At 64.9% G+C, this 17342-nt stretch carries 16 protein-coding genes; 12 read left to right on the top strand and 4 right to left on the bottom strand.

All coding sequences use genetic code 11. The features are described from left to right. Window positions 1–9: 9 nt before the first annotated feature. The 3 genes from FKM97_RS04600 to FKM97_RS04590 all read right to left on the bottom strand — a co-directional run bounded on the left by FKM97_RS04600 (window position 10) and on the right by FKM97_RS04590 (window position 2705). Window positions 10–651, bottom strand: coding sequence for a nitroreductase (locus tag FKM97_RS04600; RefSeq protein WP_143957996.1), 642 nt, complete (start codon window positions 649–651; stop codon window positions 10–12). An 86-nt stretch (window positions 652–737) separates the two neighbouring features. Further along, a complete protein-coding gene (locus FKM97_RS04595) occupies window positions 738–1817 on the bottom strand; it encodes an LLM class flavin-dependent oxidoreductase (protein ID WP_170240749.1) in 1080 nt (359 codons plus the stop codon). A gap of 117 nt (window positions 1818–1934) precedes the next feature. Beyond that, the gene (locus tag FKM97_RS04590; protein ID WP_143957994.1) at window positions 1935–2705 is read right to left on the bottom strand and encodes an SDR family NAD(P)-dependent oxidoreductase; all 771 of its coding nucleotides are present in this window, start codon (window positions 2703–2705) and stop codon (window positions 1935–1937) included. Window positions 2706–2893: 188 nt separating this feature from the next. On the opposite strand from FKM97_RS04590, the gene FKM97_RS04585 reads away from it, so the two are divergent. The 3 genes from FKM97_RS04585 (at window position 2894) to FKM97_RS04575 (ending at window position 5716) form a co-directional block, all read left to right on the top strand. Further along, complete coding sequence (locus tag FKM97_RS04585) at window positions 2894–3940, top strand: TRAP transporter substrate-binding protein (protein ID WP_143957993.1); 1047 nt, start codon at window positions 2894–2896, stop codon at window positions 3938–3940. Window positions 3941–3973: 33 nt separating this feature from the next. Then, complete coding sequence (locus FKM97_RS04580; RefSeq protein WP_143957992.1) at window positions 3974–4894, top strand: alpha/beta hydrolase; 921 nt, start codon at window positions 3974–3976, stop codon at window positions 4892–4894. A gap of 72 nt (window positions 4895–4966) precedes the next feature. Then, window positions 4967–5716, top strand: a complete 750-nt coding sequence (locus FKM97_RS04575; RefSeq protein WP_143957991.1) for a GntR family transcriptional regulator — start codon at window positions 4967–4969, stop codon at window positions 5714–5716. Here FKM97_RS04575 and FKM97_RS04570 read toward each other — a convergent pair whose 3' ends face one another. Then, window positions 5717–6979 (bottom strand): acetyl-CoA hydrolase/transferase family protein, encoded by a 1263-nt coding sequence (locus FKM97_RS04570; RefSeq protein WP_143957990.1) that lies wholly within the window; start codon window positions 6977–6979, stop codon window positions 5717–5719. A gap of 270 nt (window positions 6980–7249) precedes the next feature. Here FKM97_RS04570 and FKM97_RS04565 point away from each other — a divergent pair, with 270 nt between their 5' ends. From FKM97_RS04565 to FKM97_RS04525, 9 genes are all read left to right on the top strand, one after another. After that, on the top strand, window positions 7250–8116 hold the full coding sequence (locus FKM97_RS04565) for a succinate--CoA ligase subunit alpha (protein WP_143957989.1): 867 nt from the start codon (window positions 7250–7252) through the stop codon (window positions 8114–8116). Further along, entirely contained in the window at window positions 8113–9303 is a 1191-nt protein-coding gene (locus tag FKM97_RS04560) for an acyl-CoA dehydrogenase family protein (RefSeq protein WP_143957988.1), read from the top strand. Before FKM97_RS04565 ends, FKM97_RS04560 begins: the two co-directional genes overlap by 4 nt. 7 nt (window positions 9304–9310) lie before the next feature. After that, window positions 9311–10465 (top strand): ATP-grasp domain-containing protein, encoded by a 1155-nt coding sequence (locus FKM97_RS04555; RefSeq protein ID WP_143957987.1) that lies wholly within the window; start codon window positions 9311–9313, stop codon window positions 10463–10465. Window positions 10466–10487: 22 nt separating this feature from the next. After that, a complete protein-coding gene (locus FKM97_RS04550) occupies window positions 10488–12251 on the top strand; it encodes an acyclic terpene utilization AtuA family protein (RefSeq protein ID WP_143957986.1) in 1764 nt (587 codons plus the stop codon). A gap of 143 nt (window positions 12252–12394) precedes the next feature. Further along, window positions 12395–13288: a succinate--CoA ligase subunit alpha gene (locus FKM97_RS04545; protein WP_143957985.1), complete on the top strand. Its 894-nt coding sequence runs from the start codon at window positions 12395–12397 to the stop codon at window positions 13286–13288. A 2-nt stretch (window positions 13289–13290) separates the two neighbouring features. Next, complete coding sequence (locus FKM97_RS04540; RefSeq protein WP_143957984.1) at window positions 13291–14412, top strand: CaiB/BaiF CoA transferase family protein; 1122 nt, start codon at window positions 13291–13293, stop codon at window positions 14410–14412. Then, entirely contained in the window at window positions 14409–15575 is a 1167-nt protein-coding gene (locus FKM97_RS04535) for an ATP-grasp domain-containing protein (protein ID WP_143957983.1), read from the top strand. The genes FKM97_RS04540 and FKM97_RS04535 overlap by 4 nt, the downstream gene beginning before the upstream one ends. Beyond that, the gene (locus tag FKM97_RS04530; RefSeq protein ID WP_143957982.1) at window positions 15575–16357 is read left to right on the top strand and encodes an enoyl-CoA hydratase/isomerase family protein; all 783 of its coding nucleotides are present in this window, start codon (window positions 15575–15577) and stop codon (window positions 16355–16357) included. Before FKM97_RS04535 ends, FKM97_RS04530 begins: the two co-directional genes overlap by 1 nt. Window positions 16358–16375: 18 nt before the next feature. Next, a complete protein-coding gene (locus FKM97_RS04525) occupies window positions 16376–17335 on the top strand; it encodes a hydroxymethylglutaryl-CoA lyase (protein ID WP_143957981.1) in 960 nt (319 codons plus the stop codon). Window positions 17336–17342: the final 7 nt, after the last annotated feature.

The following is a 17342-nucleotide window of genomic DNA, read 5'->3' as shown; positions in this document are numbered from 1 at the left end:
GACTGGGTCTCACCCTCGAAAGTCGGCGACCGCGTCCACCGTGGCCCGGGGTGCTCTGAAACTGTTCGACGGATGGTCCCGATCCGCATGCCCGAAGGCGATGCCGCAGAGGATCAGCCGATCCTCTCCGATATCCAGGAACCGCCGCACGAATCCGCTATATCCGGCGATGGCGGCCTGGGCGATGCAACCCAGGCCCTGCGCCGTCACAGCCAGCATGAAGCTCTGGACGAAGCCTCCGCAATCCACCAGCCCATAGGGTCCCAGCGCCCGGTCCGACGTCACCAGCGCCACATGGGGAGCATCGAAGAACTGGAAGTTTCTCAGCGCCTGATGCTGCGAGGCCGCCCGGTCCCCCTTCTTGATGCCCACGGCGTCATAAAGCATCCAGCCGACTTCGCGTCGTCGGTCCAGATAGACCCCTTGATAGGAGGGCCATTCGATATCCGGGTCCGGTTCGGCTCCGGACACGACATGATCGTAAAGTCCCGTGCGAAAGGCCTCGACCTTCGTACCCGAGAGGATGATCATCTGCCATGGCTGCGTATTGCACCATGATGCGGCAAGCTGGGCGCTGGAGAGCATCTCCTCTATGACCGCGCGCGGCACCGGATCGGGCTTGAAGGCCCTGCAGCTCCGTCGCTCATCCATCAATCGCTGGAATTGTTCTCCACTCGGCAGATTAGGCAGATTTGTCGCTAAGCCCACATTGGTCCCCAGTCACCCGCATTGAGCCGCTAGGCGGCTTCACGCTGCCAGGATTTGAGCTCCGGCAGCACCTTTTCGGCATAGAGGCGAAGATTGCCCTCCGCATCCTGCAGCGATAGTCCACCGTAAGTCACATTGATCTGGATATCAAAGTCGCCGATCAGCGCGCGTCGCTTCTCGTAATTCTCCAGGATCTGGTTGGGCGTGCCGAAATTATTGGCGCGAACATAGGCCTCCCGCAGCTGCTCATGCGCCGTCGTCAGGACTTTCTCCGCGGCTGTGGCATAACCTGAATATCCCTTCGTCTGCGAGAAGTGCTTGCTGCCGAATTCATAGTGGTCGATCAGGATGTCGTAGTAATTCCCGATATACTTCATCGCCATCTCTTCGGCCCGATCCGCACTGCTGTCGCAGAAGACGAATTCGGTGCAGGTCGGCGCGGGCGCATCGCGCCCCTGAGCCTCCCGGAACAGCCGGTGATAGGTTTCGAAATGGCCGACCATCTCGGCCCAGGGCTTCTGGGCGAAGACGGTCATCCGCGCCCCCAGTTCGGCGGCGATGGGAACCGTGTCCGGCGACATGGCCACGCAGGTGATCCGATCCTTGAAGCTCTTATAGGGCCGCGGCCGGACCTCCGTGCGCTTCTGCTTGTAATAGGGACCGTCCCCCTCGACGAATCCGGTCTCCACCCCCTCGATGACCATCTTCGCCGCCTCGTTGAAGCGGTCGCGGCTCTCGTTCATGTCGATGCCGAAGGCCTCGTATTCGCGCCGGGCGAGACCGCGTCCGATCCCGAAATGGGCGCGCCCCTGGCTCAGATGGTCGAGCAGGATCATTCTTTCCACGACCCGCAAGGGATTGTTCCACGGCAGGATCACCGCGCCGGTCATGAGCTCGATGGTGGAGGTCTGCCCGGCGAGCCAGGCCAGCAGCGCCACATTGTCGGGACCCATGGAGTAATTGTTGAAATGATGCTCCACGGCGCTGATTTTCTCGAAGCCCAATGGCTCGGCCAGCTTTACGAGATGGAGATCCCGTTCATAGGCCTCACGGTCCGTGATTTCATCGAAGGCGTTTTGCAGAACGCAGTTGATCCCGACTTGTGGCATGTTTCCTCCTCCGGACCCACGGCCCATACCTTAAAATCTGGTTATTCTGTTTATAGGATTTCTATGAGCCTAGGAGGCGGCCGCGGCGCTTGTCAAGTCGCCTTGAAGAGGGACCCTCTAGCAGCGGCCGGCCAGGGTTCCTCCATCCACCATATAGACGCCGCCCGTACAGAAGGACGCCTCCTCGCTCGCCAGGAAATGGATCATCGCGGCGACCTCCTCCGGCCTGCCATACCGTTTCAGCGGAATGGCCGAGGCGATCCGTTCATGCGCCTGCTGCGGTGCCGAGGGCTGCGCACCCGCCTCGATCGCCTGCATCATCCGCGTCTCGATGGGCGCCGGATTGACGCTGTTGACCCGAATCTTGTGGGCGGCCCCCTCCAGGGCTGCGGTCTTCATCAGTCCCAGCACTGCATGCTTGCTCGCCACATAGGGCGCAAGTCCGACGCTCCCCCGCACGCCGCCCGTAGAGGACAGGATCACGATCGAACCGCCACCTTGGGCGCGCATGAGCGGCATCAGCCGGGACAGGCCGAGAAACACGCTGCGAACATTGACATCCATCACCCTTTCATAATCGCCGAGGGAGAGCTCACCGAGGCGAGCAATTCGTCCCTCGATGCCAGCATTCAGAATGGCGGCATCGATCCGCCCGAAAGCCTGCTGCATCGACTCGACGATGTGAAACGACTGCGCTTCGTCCGCCACGTCAGCGCACAACCACCGGGCGGTGCAGCCGAGGTCTCGTGCCAGTCGCTCGACGCCGTCCCCGTCGATGTCGACGAGGAACACATTTGCGCCTCGCGCCGCGAAATGGCGCGCCGTCGCCTCCCCGATTCCGGCCGCCGCACCCGTGATCAACACCGCTCTGCTGCTTGATGCCACCATGCTTGCCTCTCTTCTTCACCGGCTCACGGCGCGGATAGTGAACTTGAAAGCCCTATTCCGACCCGGAGTAGATCTATTGACAGGTAAACCTAACTTATGGTCGAGTTGAAGGCCTTATTTCGGGCAAACAGGTCCGGGGCGCGCATCGTGCGGGTCCAGGATCATAAGAATAAGCGGGAGGATGCACGATGAAGCTGTTGCGACAGGCTGCGCGTACGGCGCTGATTGCGCTCTGTGCCTGGATGGCACCGGGGGCCGCCCATGCCGAGACCATCATCAAATATTCGAGCTATGTGCCGGCGACCCACCCCATCAGCAAGGACGCGATCCTGCCCTGGGCTGAAGAAGTGGCGAGGGTGACCGACGGCCGCGTAAAATTCGAACACATGGTCAAGATGGCCGGCACCGCCCCGTCGCAATACGACGTCGTGCGGGATGGCTTGGCCGACATGGCCCTCGTCACCCCCGGCTATACCCCGGGACGTTTCGATCTGACCAATATCGGTGAGATGCCCCTGTTGAGCGACGACCCGCTGGTTGCGTCCGTGGCCTTTTATCGGTTCTACGAGAAATACTTGGCCCCGCTCGACATCTTCAAGGATGTCCACGTCGTGACGGTGACGCTGGCCTCTCCGGGCGTGATCTTCACCAAGCGCCCACCGATTAAGCAGATATCCGATCTGAAAGGCTTGAAGCTGCGCAGCCCGCTGACGACCACGGTTCCCGTCATCACGGCCCTCGGCGCGATCCCGGTTCAGAAGCCGGCCACCGAGCTCTATGAGCTGCTCTCGACCGGTGTCATCGATGGCAGCCTGTCCGGGGCCGAGCAGGCCGTCACCTGGAACCTCGCGGACGCCGCGAAGGCCATAACGATCGTTCCCGGTGGCCTCTACAATTCCGTCCTCGTCTTCGTCATGAACAAAGACAAGTGGAACAGCATCAGCGAAGCCGATCGCGCCGCCATCACGGCCATCTCCGGAGAGAAATTGGCCAAGCGTGTGGGCGAGATCTATCGCAAGCCCGTCGCCGAAGGCCTCCAGCGGATGCGCGATGCGGGGGGCACCGTGGAGACCGCAAGCCCGGAACTGACCGCGGCCATCGCTGCGGCTCTGAAGCCGGTGGAAGCCTCCGTCCTCGACATGGCGCGCTCCAAGGGCCTCAAGGATCCCGAGGCGGCCCTCGCCGATTATCGTGCGATGATTGCGACGCTTCAGAAGGAATACCATGCCGACTGAGCCGGCAGTGGTCGCAGAAACGAGAGACCCCCTATGGCTAGCCCCGAGCTTTCGGCACTCCTGACACTCCTGGGGCCGCCACAACCCGGGGCGAATCCCTCGGTGGAAATGCGCAGGGCCGGATTCCTCCGCCTGAGCGCTTTGATGCTGCCGCTTCCGGAAGACGTGACGGTGACGCCGACGGAAATCGGCGGCATCCCCGCTGAAGTGACCACCATCAGAGACGCAGAGCCACCCGCCGGTACGCTGCTCTTCCTGCACGGCGGCGGCTTCTCGGTGGGCTCTCCACTGACCCACCGGGAATTCGTCGGCCGATTGGCGCGGGCCTCAGGCCTCCGGGTGGTCTCTCTTGATTACCGCTTGGCCCCGGAGCACCCCTTTCCCTCCGCCCTCGACGATGCGGGGGCCGCCTATGACGGCGTGTTGGCGGCCGGCATACCGGCCCAGTCCATTGCCCTTGCCGGAGATTCGGCCGGGGGCGGATTGGCGCTTTCGCTCCTCCTCTCCCTCCGCGAGAGGGGCGCGCCTCTTCCCGCCTGCGCCGCCGCCATCTGCCCCTGGGCCGATCTGTCCCTCTCAGCGCCGTCGCTGGACGAGAATGCCCGTTCCGACCCCTTGGTGCAGCGCCTCAGCGCATCGGGTTCGGTCGAGCGCTATCTCGGCCCATCGGGCGACCCGCGACATCCCCTCGCCTCTCCAGTCTTTGCCGATCTCGCCGAGCTCCCGCCTCTCTTCCTCCAGGCCACCAGGGCTGAGTCCTTGCGCGACGACGCCCTGAGACTGGCGGAAAATGCCCGAAAGGCTGGCGTGGAGGTCGAACTCGACCTCTGGGAGGACATGCCCCATATCTGGCCGTTCTTTGCCAAGATGCTGCCCGAAGGCCGCGCTGCCATCGACCGGGTCGGCACGTTTCTTCGCCGCCGCGTGAAGGCCCCGGCGCGCCTACGTCCCTAACCCCTTCGGCGATCTTGCACCGCCCCATGCCTGCACGGTACAGTAGTCCTGTTCATAGGATGTTCCGACAAGATGATGAAAATGCCGTCCGCAGCTTTACAACCGGGTCCCGTCACACTCTATGCGCAACTCGCCCGAATCCTGCGCGACCGCATTTATAGCGGCGTCTGGAAGGACGGCGAGGAGATCCCCACCCTCGAACAGCTCGCCCTCCAATACAACGTGGCCCGCGTCACCGTCCGCCAGGCCATCCAGATGCTCTCGAATGAAGGTCTTCTGTCCAGCCAGCGGGGACGCCGCACCTTCGTCACATATCAGGTCTCGGTCTCCGACGGACGCCCGCTTTTTTCTTCCATCGGCGCGGTGGAAATCGATGCAGCCCATTATGGGATCGAGATCCTGGAAAAGGAGCAGCTGGAGACGATCATCCACCCCTCCCTCAGTCACGGCACGCCGCATGGTCCTTACATGCGCGTCCGCAAGCTCGACAGCGAGCGCGACAACCCCTACTCCCTCTCCGAGAATTACGTGGCGCTCGACATCTACAAGAAATTTCCCAAGGGCGCCGAGCGTCGGGTGAAGATCGTCAGGCTCGTCCGTGAGCACGCCGATCCCAAGCCCGTATCCGCCTTCGAGCGGATTTCCGTCGACATGCCGGAATATGAGGAGGCCAGGCTGCTGAAAATCTCCTCTTCCCTGCCCGTAGCCCGCCTTTCTCGCGTCTTCCTGGACGCGAACAATCGGATCCTGCTCTTCGGCACCTACACCTATCGCGGTGACCGGTTCGGCATCGAGCGCGACATCTCGAACTTCGTATACTGATTACCAGCCGGCCTTAAGCACCTCGGCCGCGGACTGTTCCAGCGCCTCCCTGTGATCCGGATGCGCGATGGCGACCATCCGCCGGGCCCGCTCCGCCACTGGCTGGTCCCGGAGCTCCGCGATGCCCCATTCCGTCGCCACCAGGTCCACATCGCTGCGCGGCGTAGTGACGGGACCGTGGATAATCCGGGGCACGATCGTGCTCGCACGCCCCTGCCGCGCCGTGGCGTTCAGCGCCACGATCGACCGCCCATTGGGCGCCCGCAAGGCACCGCGTGTAAAATCCCCATGGCCTCCGACCGCTCCGAGATAGCGTGGGCCCGCCACCTCGGCGCTCACCTGCCCCGTCAGATCGACCTCGACCGCTCCATTGATGGCGATCAGGCCATCCAGCTTCGCAAGGATGGCCGGATCATGGGTATACGAGCTGGGCCGAACCGAGAGGTCCGGGTTCAGGTGGGCGAACCGCTCCAAGCGGCTGGACCCCCCGAGCAAGGCCGTCACGGTCACCCCGGTATCGATCGGCTTTCGGGCATTGGTGACGGCGCCGCTCTCGTACAGATCGACCAGCGCATCGCCGACGAGGCCGGTATGGATGCCCAGATCCTTGTGATGCCTGAGCGCTCTCAGGATCTGGTCTGGAATGGCGCCTGTCCCCAGCTCGATGACGCTGCCATCGGGGATGAAGGCGGCGACGTGCTGGGCGATCCGGCCCGCGGCTTCGTTCGCCTCGGCGACCTTGGGCCTGGTGAATTCGCGTCGGGTGTGGACAGCCGCGTCGAGGACGAGCTCCTTCGGCCATTCCGCCCCATGGCACCAGGGCATGCACTCATTGATCTCGGCGATGATCCTCTTCGCGCGCCGTGCCGCCGCGAGAATGTAGTCGTTGCTCACGCCCAGGCTGTGGCGGCCATTGCCGTCGGCCGGGCTGAGCTGCACCAGCACCACGTCGGGCGCTCTCCCGCGCTCGAGGAACGCCGTAAGCTCCGAATAGTGCAGCGGCAGGAGATCGAGACATCCCGCCTCGATGAGGGCGCGATTGTCGCCGATGCCGCAATAGCTGAGAAAGCGGATCCTGTCCCCGTGCTCAGGCCGGAACACGCCCGAATAGGAGCCGCCGATGAACAGGCTGCAAGGCCCGATCTCGTGTCGCTGCTCGACCAGGCGCCTCGTCAAGGCGACGGGCTCGCCGAGATTTTGCGGGCAGACGATGAAATCACCCGGACCGATGAAGGCTGAAAGGTCGAGATCGCGTTCATCCATGCCTAGACATCCCTTGGACAGCGGACAGGAGGGCGGACCGGCCGGCACCCGCGTCGCCGGTCATGAGTACTCTTTATGGAACGACCATACTTCACCAGGCGTGACAGGAGAATGGACCCACGAAAATTGACGGTTGCCTGAGAAAGATGGATGTCCTAGTTTTAATCCTACCTGAAGGGCTTTGCAAATTCTGAAGCTGAGGCTGCAAGTCCCGGACCATCCACCCGACACTGTCTCGACAGAGTTGAAATCAGCAGGCAAGTCCCATCCATGGCAGTGCTTCTCGATCGGAATGCCCGCGTCCTGGCCGTCAACGCTGTCGGAGCCTATGGCCGTGCCCAGGTCCAGTTTGCCGCCCAGACGGGGACGAATATCGTGGCTCATGCGGCGGCCGGTCGTGGAGGCTCCCGCGTCGATGGACTTCCTGTTTTCGAGTCTGTGGCTGAGGCCGTTGCGGCGACGTCGGCCAATGCGGCCCTCATTTACACCCCGGCCATGGGCGCCCGCGACGCCATCGTCGAATGCGCCGATGCCGGCCTGCGCCTCGCCACCGCGGCCGCCGAATTCGTTCCCCTTCACGACACGCTTTACGCCGTGGCCTATGCCCGCGAGCGGTCTCTCTGGATCAGCGGCCCCAACACGGTCGGCATTGTCACTCCCGGCCAGGCCATGCTGGGCGCCATCCCCCCCGGCATGACCATGCCCGGCAGGGTCGGCGTGATCGGCCGCAGCGGTACCTTGACCATGACGGTGGCGGCGACCCTCACGCGCGCCGGCATCGGACAGAGCACGATCGTCCATGTCGGCGGCGATGCCCTGTGCGGCCGCAATCCCCATGAATGGCTGCAGCTTTTCCTCGCCGATCCCGAAACCGATGCCGTTCTCTATGTCGGCGAGATCGGAGGCACGAAAGAATATTCCATGCTCGATTTGATCGGTACGGCCACTAAGCCGGTGCTCGCCCTCATCGCCGGGCGCCATGCCCCGGTGGGCAAGCGCATGGGCCACGCCGGCGCTCTGGTCGGGGGCGAGCGGGAAACCGCCAAGGCAAAAATGGCAGCTCTCCAGGAGGCCGGCGCCACCATCGCCCGCTCCCCGGCGGAGCTTGCGGATAAGACGAGGGAGATGCTGCAATGAGTTGGCAGGACGGGGCACCTTCAGGTGTCGAGATGACGCCCGAGCGTCAGCAGATTCGCGACTCCGTGAAGCGGATCTGCGACGGCTTCGACGATGATTACTGGCTCGACCTGGACCGCAAGCACGAGTTCCCCCATGCCTTTCACGCCGCCATTGCGGCCGGCGGCTGGCTGGGGATCACCATGCCGGAGGAGTTCGGCGGCGCCGGGCTGGGCGTCACCGAAGCGGCGATCATGATGCAGACCGTGGCCAATTCCGCCGGCGCCATCGCCGCCTGTTCGACCTTCCACATCAATCTCTTCGGCCCTCACCCCGTCGTCCTTTACGGCACGCCGGAGCAGAAGCAGCGGATCATTCCGCCGCTCGTGCGCGGTGAGGACAAGGTGGCCTTCGGCGTCACCGAGCCCGACGCCGGCCTCGACACCACCCACATCACCACGCGCGCGGTGCGCCGCGGCGACCGCTACATCGTCAACGGCCAGAAGGTCTGGACCACGACCGCCCAGCAGGCGACGAAGCTTTTCCTCCTCACCCGCACCACGCCGATCGAGGACTGTGCGAAGCCCACGGAGGGCATCACCCTCTTCTATACGGACTTCGATCGCAGTCGCATCGAGGTGCGCGAGATCGACAAGCTCGGCCGCGCCGCCGTAAATTCGAATTCCATCTTCATCGAGGACCTCGAAGTCCCTGTGGAAGACCGTATCGGCGAGGAGGGCAAGGGCTTTCGCATGCTCCTCGACAGCCTTAATCCGGAGCGCATATTGATTGCAGCCGAATGCGTCGGCCTTGGCCGCCGGGCGCTCGCCAAGGCCTCCGATTATGCCAAGGAACGTCGCGTCTTCGGCCGCCCCATCGGCCAGAACCAGGCCATACAGCATCCTTTGGCGCAAAGCTGGATGGCTCTCGAAGCTGCCGATCTCATGGTCTGGCGCGCGGCGTCCCTCTACGACCGGGGAGAGCCTTGCGGCGCCGAGGCCAATGCCTCGAAATATCTCGCTGCCGATGCGGCCTTCGACGCCTGCGACCGGGCGGTCCGCACCCATGGCGGCTTCGGCTATGCCAAAGAATACCATGTGGAGCGCTATCTCCGCGAGATCATGCTCCCTCGCATCGCCCCCGTCAGCCGTGAACTGATCATGTGCTACATCGCCGAGCGGGTTCTCGGCCTGCCGAAATCCTACTGACCCTGCCATGAAGCTGATCGAGTTCGAAGCAAAGCAGCTCCTCCGCCATGCCGGCCTGCCCGTCCCCAGAGGGCAGCTTGTCGGGCCCGGGGATCCCGTCGAGGCCCGTGGCCCTGTCGCCGTGAAGGCCCAGCTGACCCGCGGCGGACGCGGCAAGGAGGGGCTCGTCAGACTGACCTCCGCGGCGGACGCGCCGTCAGCCTGTGAACAGCTCTTGGAGATCATGACGGAACTCGGTGTGCCACCCCTTGTCCTGGTGGAGGAGCAGGCTGAGATCGACCAGGAATGCTATCTCGGCTGGCGCATCGACGATGTCCGCCAGGCGCCCGTCCTGATGTTCTCGGCCGTCGGCGGGGTCGACATCGAGGCGCAAGGCAGGCTCAGCGAATATGCCGTTGATCCACTGCGGCCGGTTCACGTCCAGGACCTCCTGCCGATGCTGATGGACGGCGGGCTGAGCGGCAGGAGCCTGGGTGCGGTCGCCCGCTTCGCGGCTCAATCCTACCGCGTCTTCTGTGAGCACGAGGCCGACCTTCTGGAGATCAACCCGCTGGCCATCCTGCCTTCGGGCAATGTTCTCGCCCTCGATGCCAAGATGTCCCTCGACGAGAATGCCGCACCGCGCCATGGCGAGCGGAGAGGATATCTCTCCGCCGGCCTCCAGACCGCTGAATTGTCGCCTCTCGAGCGGCGCGCCGCTGCGGCGAATGTAACCTTCGTCGAGCTTCCCGGGCGGGTCGCGATCTTTTCCGGTGGCGCCGGACTGGGCATGGCCTTGGTGGATGCCTTGGCCGATGCGGGACCGGGCGCGGCGAATTTCGTGGACGCAGCGGGCGGCAGCTCGGCCGATGTTTTCCAGGCCATGGGCCGCATCGTTTTCGAACGGGCCAGGCGCCCCGATGTCGATGCCATCATCATGTTCTTTACGCTCTCGGCGACCTCGTTGAAGAGCGCGGTGTCGGGCCTGCTCGAATTCCTGGATCGCGAGCCGCCGCCGAAACCCATGGTCGCAGGGCTCTTGGCGGCCGGTGCGGCTGAGCGTGAAATGACCCTGGCGCAGGCACGGGAGGCGTTTCAGTCCCGCGGCATCCGCTGCGTCACGACCATCGACGAGGCCGTGTCCGAGGTCTCCAAGATCCTGGACAGCATGACTGTCGCCTAGACAGCTTCGAGGAAGAGAACCAATGCAGCAAGTGGTCCGAATTGGCGGTGCCGGCGGCTTCTGGGGCGACAGCACGGCGGGAGCTGAGCAGATCCTGCGGAGCGCAGACGTCGATTACCTCGTCTTCGACTATCTGGCCGAACTGACCATGTCGATCCTGGCCAAGGCACGCCAGCGTCATCCGGATCTCGGCTATGCGACGGATTTCGTGGCTGATGTGATGGCGCCACTCCTGCCCGAGATCAAGGCCCGCAAAATCCGCATTTTGACGAATGCCGGCGGCATGAATCCCCGCGGATGCGCTGCCGCCTTGCGCAAGGCGGCAGCCGCACAGGGACTGTCGCTTCGCATCGCCGTCGTCGAGGGCGACGACCTCCTGCCCCATGAGGCAAGTCTCCGGGCCCAGGGCGTGACCGAAATGTTCACCGGCGCTGATCTGCCGCCGAAGCTCACGAGCATGAACGCCTACCTCGGCGCCTTCCCGATTGCGGCAGCCCTCGCCCAAGGCGCCGACGTGGTCATCACCGGGCGCTGCGTCGACAGCGCTCTCGCCCTCGGCGCCCTGATCCATGAATTCGGCTGGTCGGCCCAGGATTATGACCGCCTCGCGGCCGGGAGCGTCGTCGGCCACATCCTCGAATGCGGCACCCAGACCACCGGCGGCCTCTACACCGACTGGACGGAGGTTCCCGGCCGCCACGATATCGGCTACCCCATCGCCGAATGCAGCCCCGATGGCAGCTTCATCCTCACCAAGCCCCGCGACACTGGCGGCCTCGTCACGCCCACCGTGGTCACCGAGCAGCTGCTCTACGAAATTGGCGATCCCGGCAACTACCTCCTCCCCGACGTCACCTGCGATTTTCGGGGGATCACCATCGAAGCCGCAGGCGAGAACCGGGTCCGGATCAGCGGCGCGCGCGGGGCCGCGCCGACGCGAAGCTACAAGGTCAGCGCCGTCTATGAGGACGGCTATCGCTCCGGAACGACGCTCACTCTGGTGGGCCGCGACGCCGCGGCCAAGGCCGCCCATGTCGCGGACGCCATCATCGCCCGCACCCGGGAGATGTTCCGCCGTCGCAATCTGGGCGACTATGAAGAGATCTGCATCGAACCCCTCGGCACCGAACAGGCTTTCTACGGCGCCCATGCCCGTGGCTCGGCCACGCGCGAGGTCGTGCTCAGGATCGCCGTCCGCCATGCCCAGGCCGAAGCCCTGGACCTGTTCGGCCGCGAGATCGCCCCCTTCGGAACCGCGGGAACCCCCGGCACCACGGGGTTCAGCGGGCGCCCCAAGCCGGGCAAGGTGTTCCGCCTCTTCTCCTTCCTGGTGCCGAAGGATCAGCTCGACGTCACGGTGGAGTTGGAGGGCACGAGCACCGCGATTCCCGCCCTGTTGCCGCCGCCGGGTGAACCCGACTTGCCGCCGGTTCCGGCGACCGCTCCGGCTTCACTGCCAAGCGGGACCAGGCGGGCTCCCCTGTCGGCCATCGCCGTGGCCCGCAGCGGCGACAAGGGTGACCTCGCCAATATCGCCGTCATCGCCCGCAGCCCCGAACTCTATGGGTGCCTGCTGCGCGAAGTGACGCCGGAGCGCGTGGCCGAGCAGCTTTCGCATCTCGTCAAGGGCAAGGTCGAGCGCTTCGAGGTTCCCGGCGTCCACGCCGTCAACCTCCTGCTTCACGAGGCGCTCGGTGGGGGCGGATCGGCGTCTTTGCGCAACGACCCCCTTGGCAAGGCCTTCGCCCAGATCCTGCTCGACATGGAAATCACAATTCCCGCCTGACCGAGGGAAAGACACTTGCCCTGTAGTTCGGTCAAGCGGTAAACTTCTGTGGGAAAGGCACACCGGGCCGTCCCACGACAACAATCAGCCGCCTGATCGACGTGTCAGTCACGTGATGCAAGGGCGGCGCCGGAGGAAAATCATTGGCCATTCTGCTCGATCGCGAAACGCGCGCCGTCATTCACGGCATCCAGGGCAAGTATAGTCGTGCCCAGCTCGGCATGATGCTGAAGGCGGGCACCAGGATCGTCGCCGGCATCAGCGTCGGCGGTGCCGGAGGTGATGTGGACGGCATCCCCGTCTTCGACGACATGACCGCGGCGGCCGCGGCTACCAGGGCGAACACGGCCCTCCTCTATGTCCCCGCCTCCGGCCTTCTGCACGCCATCCGCGAAAGCGTGGACGCGGGGATGCGGCTGGTCATTGCCGCCGCCGAGAATGCTCCGGTGCAGGATGCCATGGACGCTGCCGCTTATGCGCGGTCCAAGGGCACATGGCTGGTCGGCCCGAATTCCCTCGGCATGGTCATCCCGGGATTCGGCATGCTGGGCTCCTATTCCCTCGATTTTGCCCAGGCGGGTCCGGTGGGCCTCATCTCCCGCAGCGGCTCGATTTCCGTGAGCGCCAGCCGTCTGCTGGCACAGGCGGGACTCGGCCACTCCGCCTGCATCCATATCGGCGGCGATTATATTTGCGGTCGCAACCCGCATGAGTATCTGGAAGCCTTCGAGCAGGATCCCGCGACCCGCGTCACGGTCTATTGCGGCGAGGTCGGCGGCACTAAGGAATATGAAATGGCCCGCTGCCTCGGCCACCTCTCGAAGCCACTGGTCGCGATGATCGTCGGCCGCGCCGCCCAGCCTGAAAAGAAGCTCGGCCATGCCGGGGCCCTCGTGCTCAGTGAGCGTGACACTGCCGAGGCCAAGCGCCGGGCCTTGCGTGCCGCTGGCGCCCACGTGGCTGATAGCCTGCCGCATCTCGTTCAACTCTGCCGCGACCTGCTGGAGCCCGCCGGCCGCGGCGCCCGGGTCGCCTGACCATGGGTGCCGCACCGCATCGCCACGGCCCCTTGGCAGGCTTGAAGATCATCGAACTGGCCGGTCTCGGGCCGGGACCGATGGCCGCCATGCTGCTCGCCGACCTCGGTGCCGACATCATCCGCATTGATCGCCCCGGCGCTACGCCCCCGGCGGCGCCGGATCCCGTGATGCGCGGCCGGCCGACCCTGTCGCTCGACCTCAAGACACCGGCGGGCCGGGATGCTCTGCTCGACCTCGTCGGTGATGCCGATGCCTTGATCGAAGGCTTCCGTCCGGGCGTCATGGAGCGCCTGGGGCTGGGGCCCGACCTGTGCCTCGCCAGGAATCCGAGGCTGATCTTCGCCCGCATGACCGGCTGGGGCCAGACCGGCCCGCTGGCGCACACCGCCGGTCACGACATCAACTATATCGCGCTTGCCGGCGTTCTCGGCCGCATCGGCCGTCCCGGCGAGCGCCCCGTGCCGCCGCTGAATCTGGTCGGAGATTATGGCGGTGGCGCCCTTTATCTCGCTTTCGGCATCATGTGCGCGCTGTGGGAAGCCCGCGGTTCCGGCCGCGGCCAGGTCCTCGACGTCGCCATGGTCGACGGCGCCGCCTCCCTCATGGCCAAGCAGTTCGGCCTCCACGCCGCCGGCCAGCTCGGCGATCGCGGCACGAACCTCCTCGATGGCGGCGCTTATTTCTACGACACTTATGAATGCGCCGACGGCCGCTATGTCGCTGTAGGCGCCATTGAACCGCAGTTTCATGCAGCCCTTCTGCAGGTGCTCGACATTCCCGCCGACACGTTGCCGCCGCAATGGGATCAGAAGCGCTGGCCCGAAGCCCGCACGATCCTGGCACGGCGCATCCTGGCCCGCACCAGAGATGAATGGGCAAGCCTCGCAGAGGGCACGGACGCATGCCTGACCCCGGTCCTTGATCTGGCGGAGGCAGCCGCCCATCCCCACGCGCGGGCACGGCAGGCTTTCAGCTGCGTCGCCGGCAGTCCCCAACCTTCTCCCGCCCCGCGCTTCAGCCGCACCCCAGGCGAAGTCTCCGCGACTGCCCGCCCGGCATCCACGGAGATCGAGACCGTCAAGGCGCGCTGGAGCGCCCCGCAACAGGGATCCTCTGAATGAAACTGATCGAAGCAGACGGCAAGGCGCTCCTGTCGCGGCACGGCCTGCCCGTTCCGCGCGGCATTCTCGTCGCACCCGATTCCCACGCGAGCCTGGACTGGACCGCGCCCGCCGCCGTGAAGGCCCAGCTGACCTCCGGCGGCCGCGGCCTCGACGGCCTCGTGAAGCTGGCCGATGCCCAGGATGTCCTGGGCGAAGTCGAAGGCATCCAGGAGGCCATGCGCCGGCGGGGCAGCGAACCCTTCATTCTTGTTGAGGAGAAAATCTCCTTCTCGCAGGAATTCTACCTGTCGATCCGCCTTGATGATCTCAATCAATGTCCCGAGATCCTGTTCTCGCCCCATGGCGGTGTTCATGTGGAAGGCCATGCCGACGCCTTGCGGACGTTTCCCATCGATCCTCTCGAGCCCCTGGGCCCGCATCGGCTCATCGCATTCTTCCGCCAGGCTGCGATCAATCCGCGCCTCATCGGCCCCCTCTGCCGCTTTGCGGTCCAGCTTTATGAGGTGTTTCGGAGCGAGGATGCCGAGCTCATCGAGATTAATCCTCTCGCCGTGACCGAGAGGGGGCTCATGGCCCTGGACGCGAAGATCGTGCTCGATGACGCGGCCGCCTTTCGCCATCGCGACCATGCTTCGCTGGCGTCCTTCGGGCTTCGCGAACGCGCCCTGCATGGCCTGGAGAAGCGCGGCGCCGAACGTGGCATCACCTTTGTCGAGCTGCCCGGCGACATCGCCGTGCTCACCGGCGGTGCCGGTCTCGGCATGGTGGTGCTCGACGCCCTTGTGGACGCGGGATACCAGCCGGCCAACTTCGTCGATACGGTCAGCGGCAGCGGCTCCGACCTGTTTCAGCGCATGGGCGAGCTTGTCTTCGAGCATGCCCGCTCGCCCCACATCCGCGCCATCCTCGCCTATTTCACCCTCTCGGCGACGTCCCTGAAGGCGGTGGTCGATGGCCTCCAGGAGCTGTTTCGCACCAACCCGCCACCGAAGCCCATTGTGCTCGGCATGCATGCCAGCGGCGCCGCCGAAGCCGACATCACCCTTGTCGAGGCCCAGAAGCTGTTTCGCAGCCAGGGCTATGATTGCGTGGTCGAACTTGCGGACCTGATTGACTGCCTGAAGGCCAAAGTCGATCCGTCACCAACCGGAGCACCCTGATGACCTCTTCCAGCCCCATCCTCCGCCAATCGGCCGGTGGCGTCATGCGCCTGACCATCAATCGCCCCGAGGCCCGCAATGCTCTCAATGACCAGGTGCTCGTCGATCTGGAGGTCGCGATCCGCGAAACCCAGAAGGACTCGGCCAATCGCGTGATCGTGGTCACCGGGGCCGGCGACCGCGCCTTCTGCGCCGGCGGCGACCTCAAGCCCAACTCCAAAACTTTCGGCTTCGATCCCGCCGAGCCGCGCACTGCCTATGCCGAGTTGCTGCGCACCGCTAAATCCTGCACCCTGCCCCTCATCGCGCGGGTGAACGGCCATTGTCTTGCCGGCGGCATGGGCATCCTCGCCATGTGCGACATGGCGGTTGCCACCTCGAAAGCCCTGTTCGGCCTGCCCGAGGTCAAGATCGGCCTGTTCCCCATGCAGGTCGCAGCCCTCCTCCATTCGATTGTCCCCCGCCGCAAGTTCGACGAGATGTGCATCACCGGCGAGCCCATTTCCGCCGAGGAGGCCCGCGAGATCGGCCTTGTGAATTACGTCACCGAGCCCCACGGCCTTGACGAGAAGCTGGAGTGGCTTGTTGGCCGCACCCTGGACAAATCCCCGACGGCCATCCGCCGGGGCAAATATGCCTTGCGCGCAATCAGCGACATGACCTTTGAGCAGTCCTTGTTCTATATGGAAAATCAGATCGTTTCCCTTGCCCTGACCGAGGACGCAGCCGAAGGTCTGGCGGCATTCAACGAGAAGCGCGCCCCGGCCTGGACCGGCCGCTAGACGATTGGGGAGCCGCCGATGTCCGATGTTCCAGCGCGCGTGACGATCACCGAGGAGGGTCCCCGCGAGGGCTTCCAGAGCGAACCGCCCGGCATTGCGACCGAGGCCAAGATCCGCCTCGTCGAGGCGCTGGCGGAGACGGGCGTCACCCGGATCACCTGCGCCTCCTTCGTCGATGCAAGGCGCCTGCCCCAGATGGCCGATGCCGAGGCCATCGCGGCCGGTATCCGCCGCCGGGCCGGCGTCGCCTATACCGGCTTATGGCTCAATGAGAAGGGGTTCCGGCGAGCTGAGGCCTCTGGGCTCGACCTCGACCCTTTGATCGTCGGCAGTGCCTCCGACACCTTTCTCATGCGTAACAACAACCGCACGCCCGAGGCCTCCTTGGCGGACCAACGGCGCATGCTGGAGGTCTATGCCGATGCCGGCCTCTCACCCGGCCCGATCTACCTGTTCACGGCCTTCGGCTGCAACTATGAGGGTGACGTCCCCGTCGCCAAGGTCGTCGCCTGCACGGACTCGCTCATAGGGCTCTACGACGAGAGGGGCATCGCCCCGAGCGCGCTCTATCTCTGCGACACGGTCGGCGCTGCCAATCCCATGCTCGTCAGCACGATTGTCGGGGCCATTCGCGAACGCTGGCCCTCTCTTGAAATCGCTCTCCATCTCCATGATACCCGCGGCATCGGCATGGCCAATGTCCTGGCCGGCCTGCAGATGGGCGTTGCGCGTTTCGATGCGTCGGTGGGTGGCCTCGGCGGGTGTCCCTTTGCGGGCAACCGGGCTGCGGCCGGCAATATCGCCACCGAGGATCTGGTCTTCCTCTGCGAGGAGATGGGGATCCAGACCGGCATAGATCTGGAAGCCCTGATCGAGGCGGCAAGATTGGCAGAGGGGATCGTCTGCCACCCTCTTCCCGGCCGCGTCATGAAGGCCGGCTCCCTCGCCCGGTTCCGGCATGCGGAGATGCGCCAATGAAAGCTGT

The sequence above is a fragment of the Rhodoligotrophos appendicifer genome (assembly GCF_007474605.1).
In the GTDB taxonomy this organism is placed as follows: Bacteria; Pseudomonadota; Alphaproteobacteria; order Rhizobiales; family Im1; genus Rhodoligotrophos; species Rhodoligotrophos appendicifer.
Note: the sequence above shows the minus strand (reverse complement) of the source record. Positions and strands in the feature narration are given on the sequence as shown.